Source organism: uncultured Campylobacter sp. (assembly GCF_937997465.1).
Classification (GTDB): domain Bacteria; phylum Campylobacterota; class Campylobacteria; order Campylobacterales; family Campylobacteraceae; genus Campylobacter_A.
Genome location: NZ_CALKTQ010000113.1, coordinates 1 through 6,455, shown reverse-complemented (window position 1 = coordinate 6,455; position 6,455 = coordinate 1). Strand labels below are relative to the sequence as shown.

Genomic DNA, 6,455 nt, shown 5'->3' with positions numbered 1-6,455 from the left:
CCTTGCTTATCGGTGTAAACTTTTACAATGATATTTTTCAAATTTTGCCCGAAACGAAGGCTTTTAACGAGCTGAGTTTGGAAGATAAATCTTTGCATATCGATGCAGTTGCAGACGTCTTTTTCAAGATCGTCCGTGATGTCCACTTTATCTTCGCTATCGCTCTCGTTTAGCTTTTGGATGAGATAAGAAACCGAGTTTTTGAGGCTTGCCGAGTGATTTATGTCGATAGCGTCAAATTTGATCTTTAGCTCGATATTGTAAATTCCGTCGCTCAAAATGCTCTTTTCAAAAACGTTTAAAAGATGGATTAGCTCGGTGCTTTTACTCTCGCAAAATATCAAAAAATATTCATTTGAATATCTGCCGATTAGAGTGTTTTTAGATACTTTTTCGTTTAAAAATTTCTCCAGTCGCTCGACTAGTCGTTTGAGTAAAATATCGGTACTAACAAAGCTATAACGCTCGTTTATATCGTTTAAATTTTCGATCTTTAGCATTAGCATATTGCCGCCATTTTTGCCTTTAAATTTAGAAGCTTGCTTTGATAAAAGTCTTAAAATTTCGTCTCTATTATAGGCTTTCGTAACTTGATCAAGCACGCTCGTTTGAAAGCTTTGATAAATTTTGTAGGCCGTAAAATAAACTTGACATAGAACTAAAATAGTGATCAAAATGATGTCATTGATGTCAAAATCTATATCATCTTTTTTAACGAAAATATACATCAAAATAATAACGCTGAAAATAAAAATAGAAGAGATCTCGAGCGCAGTTCTAAACCTATTTGATCGTTCTTTTAGTTCTGATTTTAGCATTTATACGTCCAAATGTTTCACGTCTTTTGCGTGCTCTTGTATGTAGTTTCTTCGCGGTTCGACCTCATCGCCCATAAATAGATTAAACGTATCCGACGCGCTTACGGCATCGTTTATGTTTATTTTTAGCAAACGACGATTTTCTGGATTCATCGTCGTTTCCCACAGCTGTTCTGGATTCATCTCACCAAGGCCTTTATAGCGCTGTATATAGGCGCCTTTTTTGGCATTTTTTTCGATCTCGTCTAGTACGTCTATCACGTCGCCTTTTAGCTCGATACCGCGCTCTTTTATTTTTTGGCTGATATAAAGCGCTTCTTCGTAAAGAGGATTTGTAAATAAATTTTCATTTACCAAAAGCTCTTCCAAACCGCTTTCGGTTTGTACGTAAATTCGCGCTTCTTCTTCGCTGACGTATGAGTTTAGGATATTGTGTCCCTGAGCTTCTAAATAATTTTTCAAAATTTCAAAAATTTCAGCGTAGCTTTTTGAGACGATGTCTGGATTTTCGATCATATACCTAACCGCAGAAATCACGCTAAATCGCTTTTCAAGCTCTTTTAACACGCTTCTATAAGCTGCTACTATCTTTAAAAAGTCTATGAGATCAGCGTTTCCGATACCTTCAAACTCGACTCCTTCGATGCCGGTTTCTATTAGAAATTCATTCAGCGCTTTCTCGTCTTTTAGATAAATTTCTTTTTTTCCCTTTTTATAGCGGTAAAGCGGCGGTTGGGCTAGATAGATATGACCGTTTTCCACGACTTTGTGTAAAAATCTAAAGAAAAACGTTAAAAGTAGCGTCTGGATATGACTACCGTCGACGTCGGCATCGGTCATGATGATAATTTTGTGGTAGCGAAGCCTTTCAGCATCAAATTCATCGCCGATACCGCAACCTAGAGCAGTTATCATGTTTTTTATTTCGTCTGATTTTAAAATTTTATCTAAGCGCGATTTTTCGACGTTTAAAATTTTACCTTTTAACGGCAAAATCGCCTGAAACACCCTATCGCGTCCTTGTTTGGCCGAACCGCCCGCAGAGTCGCCCTCCACCAGATAAAGCTCGCTGATAGTTGGATCTTTACTCTGGCAGTCGGCTAGTTTGCCAGGCAGCGTTCCTATGCTTAGACCCTCTTTTTTACGCGTTAGATCGCGAGCTTTTTTGGCAGCTTCGCGTCCGCGCGCCGCCATCAGCGCTTTTTCCATTATCGCGCGAGCCTCGATCGGGTTTTCTTCAAAATACTTGCTAAGTACCTCAAAAACCATCTTTTGAACGATCGGTTTTACGTAGCTTGAGCCTAGTTTTCCTTTTGTCTGGCCCTCAAACTGCGGTTCTGGTACCTTTACGCTAATAACTGCGATAAGGCCCTCACGGATATCTTCGCCCGTGATTTTTGTGTCTTTTTCGCGGGCTGCGGCGTTTGCGGCGATGTAGTTTGTTATCACGCGAGTTAGACCCGCTCGAAATCCCGCTTCGTGTGTACCGCCGTCAGGGGTTTTGATGTTATTTACGAAGCTTAGTAAATTTTCGCTATAAGTATCGTTGTACATCAAGGCAAAATCTACTAAAACGTCCTCTTCGCCTCCGCTAAAAGATACCGCTTTACTTACGGCTTCGTTTTTATTTAAATCGGTTACAAAGCTCTCAAGTCCGCCCTCGTAGTGAAAACTCTCTTTCCTGCCGTTTCTTTGATCCTTAAAATTTATCGTGATCTTCGGGTTTAGATAGGCTAGCTCTCTAAAGCGTTTGGTTAAAATTTCATCGTCAAATTCAGTAACCTCAAAAATACTATCGTCAGGCCAAAACTCTACCTGAGTACCGGTTCTATTTGTAGTTTTTATAACCTCAAGGTCGCTTTGAGGGATACCTTTTGAAAATTCTTGTCTATGTAGTTTGCCGTCACGTTTGATATTTACGACCAGTTTTTTAGAAAGGGCGTTTACTACGCTAACGCCAACTCCGTGCAAGCCGCCTGAGACTTTGTAAGTGTCCTTGTCAAATTTACCGCCTGCGTGAAGCACGGTTAAAACGACCGTTGCGGCTGAAATTTTCTCTGTTGGGTGCATATCGACCGGTATACCGCGACCGTTATCGCTGATTATCGCCGAGCCTTCGCGGGTTAGCTCGATATCGATCGTATCGCAGTAGCCCGCCATCGCCTCGTCTATGGAGTTATCGACGACCTCGTAGATCATGTGGTGTAGGCCGCTTATGTTAGTGTCGCCGATGTACATGCCGGGGCGTTTTCTAACCGCTTCGAGCCCTTTTAAAACTTTAATATTTTCCGCGCCGTAATTTTGCTGCATTATTTACCTTTGTTATTTTATAAATTTATCGGCATGATTACCGTTTTTAGCTCGTTTGAGCTCACCGTAAAGGCTAAATTTGAGTCGTTAAATCCAAATTCGAAATGTTCCTCTTCGATGCTTTGTAAGAAATCAAGCAAGTATCTATTTTTCACGCCGACGTAGATCTCTTCTTCAAGTCCGGTTGCAAATTCTATCGTTGTTTTAGCTTCCGAGTTATCCTCTACGATACTTTCAAAGCTTATAGTTTGAGGAGCAAATACGATTTTCATGCTCTCGGAGATGATTGAGACAGTTTTGATGCCTTCTACCATTTTATCTCTGCTTAGTCTTAGTCTTCGTTTTATCTCTTGCGGGATTACTCTGTTGTAGTCAGGAAATCTGCCGTTTATAAGCTTTGTAAAAAACTCGAAATTTGCGCTTTGAGCGATCAGAGTCGTATCGTCGTAGTAAATTTCGATCTTGTCAAAAAATAGCTTTTGTATTTCGCTAATAGCTTTTTTTGGGATTATTAGGGAAAATTCGCTCTGAGTTGGCGTTTCAAATCTAAAAACGCTAAGCCTTTTCGTGTCGGTGCCGACTATGTTTATGTAGTTTTGCTTAATGTCAATAAGAGCGCCGTTTAGCTCAAATTTAGGGTTATTATTGTCGATGCTTGTAAAAATTTTCTTTAAACTTCGTCCAAGCATTACGGCGTCGACTTCAAATTTATTTTTATTTTCTATCGTCGGGAAATTTGGAAAATCCTCAAATTTATACATTGGAAGCTTATATTTTGAGTTTTTTTGTTTTATGTAGAGGTAGTTATTTACCGTCTCTAGTGTGATTTCTTCGTCTTTTAGGCTTCTTATGATGTCAAGTAACTTCTTACCGTTTGCAGTAGCATTTCCCTCGTCCATGATTTTGACGTTTGAGAGCTTATAGGCTAGACCGATCTCGTGGTCTGTTGCTTTGATATTTAGGATACCGTCTTTAGCTCCGATGAATATATGCGAAGTTATAGCGCTTAGATCTTTTTTCTCTAGGTAAGAATTGCTATTTGTTACGATGCTTTCTAAAGCGTTTTTATTAATCGCGACTTTCATTTTTTTCCTTTGTTTTTAAATTTCTTTTAGTAGCATTAGTAGGGGGCGTGAAAAGTTTAAAACAGCTTTTATTTGCTTTAAATAGGACATTTGCGGCGTTAAAAAAACGGTTTATTTTTTCACTTTTATTCACGTTTTTACTCTTTGGTTAAAATTTTATTTTTTAGTTCTTCGACGCGGACTTTAAAATATTCGTTCGTTTCTATTAGCTCGTTTATCTTTTTTATGCTGTGACTTACGGCCGAGTGATCTTTCATGTTGAAAAACTGCGCGATCTGGGGCATCGAGTTTGGCGTCAAATTTTTAGCCAGATATATCACGATGCGCCTAGCTTCGACGATATTTTTTGAGCGTGATTTGCTTTTCATCTCGCTTGGTTTGACGTTTAGCTCTTTGCTTACGATTTCAACAATATTTTCTAGATTTATATTTTCGCGCTTTTCTTTTATCTGATCGCGCAGGATATTTTTTGCAAACTCTAGCGTGATTTCCTGTCTCATGAGCCTTGCGTAAGCGTTTAAATTTATTATCGCGCTTTCGATTTCTCGGATGTTGTCGCCCATGTTTGTAGCGATGTAGTTTATGACGTCTTTATCGAGGTAAATTTTATCAAACTCGCATTTTTTCTTGATGATTGCGATTTTAGTATCGAGCTCCGGCGGCGTGATATCGGCGATGATACCCCACTCAAAACGCGTTCTTAGCCTATCTTCAAAGCCTTTTAGCAGCTTTGGTTGGCGGTCTGATGTCATTACGATCTGACCGTTTTTAGCGTGAAGTTCGTTAAACGTGTGGAAAAATTCCTCTTGGATTTTATCTGTTTTGCCTAAAAACTGTACGTCGTCGATGAGTAAAACGTCGCAGTTTCGGTACTTTTCACGAAATCGCTCCATCGAGTGGTTGTTGAGGTTATAAGTAAAGTCCGTAATAAACTGCTCGCTTGTTACGCAAATGACCATTTTGCCGCCGTTTAGACAAAAATTTCCGACTGATTGTAAAAGGTGAGTTTTGCCAAGTCCGGTTGGGCCGTAGATAAAAAGCGGATTGTAAATTTTACCGAGTTGTTCAGATACCGCTTTTGCACTTAAAAATGCGAATTGATTAGAGTCACCGACGACGAAATTTTCAAAAGTGTAGCTTGGATTTAGCAGGCTGCTTTGCGCTTTTATCTCTTTTACATCCACTTTTTTAGCCGGTTTGCTTTGCGTTTTGGTCGCGGCTAGGACGTTGATCACGGGCTTTTGTCCGGTTTTTACTTCAAAAAGATGAGCGATTTTGGAGGCGTATTTGGTCTGGATAAATTTGGCGATAATCTCGTTTGGTGCGTTAAATATGATGTTCGTCGAATTTGAGCTTTTTTCGTTAAATTTAAGTTGCTTGATGTAGCATTCAAATTCCGACGGTAAAATTTCTTTGGAAAGTAGCTCCAAAACCTCGTTTGCGACCAAATTTTTGCCTTTAAGATTAATTCGCTAGATTTTATCTTAAATTTGTTAAAATGGCGTTGAAATTCGTTTTTCACGCCGTGAAAAAAGCGTGAAAAACCGTTGAAAAGGATGAGATGAAAATTTTAGGAATCGATCCGGGATCGCGAAATTGCGGCTATGCGATCGTCGAAAAGACGCCCGTGAAAACTATTTTGATCGAGGCGGGACTAATCAAAATAAAACCGAATTCTTTGCAGTATCAAATCACCGAACTTTGTGAGGGACTCGACCTGATTTTTAAAAATCATAAATTTGACGAAGTGGCGATCGAGGACATATTTTTCGCTTATAATCCAAAAACGGTTTTGAAGCTCGCGCAGTTTCGAGGGGCGCTTAGTCTTAAAATTTTGCAGCTTCACGGCGATTTTGCGGAGTACACGCCGCTTCAGGTTAAAAAAACGGTAACGGGCAAAGCTAAGGCAGACAAAGAGCAAGTAGCCTTTATGGTTAAGAAAATTCTCGGTATAACGAAGGAGATCAAACCGCTTGATATCACCGACGCTATCGCTATCGCACTAACGCACGCAAATAATCTACGCTTAAAATAAGTTCAAATTTTTGCTTGTTTTTTAGCGCAAAATTTGATTGCTTAAATTTTATTTCCGCGCTCAATCAACTACCGTAATCCCCGCATCCGCGCAGGCTTTTTGCGCCTTTTTAGATATGCCGATGCCGGTCGTTTCGATTTTTTTAAGATTTTTGAAGGGCGCAAGCTCCGCGGCATCGATATTTTTGATGTCGAAAAGCTCGTCCTC

Annotated in this window: 5 protein-coding genes; 1 reads left to right on the top strand and 4 read right to left on the bottom strand. The window is 39.7% G+C overall.

Annotated elements, in window-relative coordinates; genetic code table 11:
• The 4 genes from Q0546_RS03450 to dnaA all read right to left on the bottom strand — a co-directional run.
• Positions 1-818 (bottom strand): diguanylate cyclase (locus Q0546_RS03450; RefSeq protein WP_298790555.1); only part of this gene is annotated, 818 nt, incomplete at its 3' end.
• A complete protein-coding gene (gene gyrB, locus Q0546_RS03445; protein ID WP_298790553.1) occupies positions 819-3,128 on the bottom strand; it encodes a DNA topoisomerase (ATP-hydrolyzing) subunit B in 2,310 nt (769 codons plus the stop codon).
• Positions 3,129-3,145: 17 nt separating this feature from the next.
• Entirely contained in the window at positions 3,146-4,213 is a 1,068-nt protein-coding gene (gene dnaN / locus Q0546_RS03440) for a DNA polymerase III subunit beta (RefSeq protein ID WP_298790552.1), read from the bottom strand.
• A 137-nt stretch (positions 4,214-4,350) separates the two neighbouring features.
• Complete coding sequence (gene dnaA / locus Q0546_RS03435) at positions 4,351-5,661, bottom strand: chromosomal replication initiator protein DnaA (protein ID WP_298790550.1); 1,311 nt, start codon at positions 5,659-5,661, stop codon at positions 4,351-4,353.
• Between the two features lie 113 nt (positions 5,662-5,774).
• Between dnaA and ruvC the strand changes: the two genes are divergently transcribed.
• The gene (gene ruvC, locus Q0546_RS03430; protein ID WP_298055869.1) at positions 5,775-6,248 is read left to right on the top strand and encodes a crossover junction endodeoxyribonuclease RuvC; all 474 of its coding nucleotides are present in this window, start codon (positions 5,775-5,777) and stop codon (positions 6,246-6,248) included.
• Positions 6,249-6,455 lie beyond the last annotated feature (207 nt).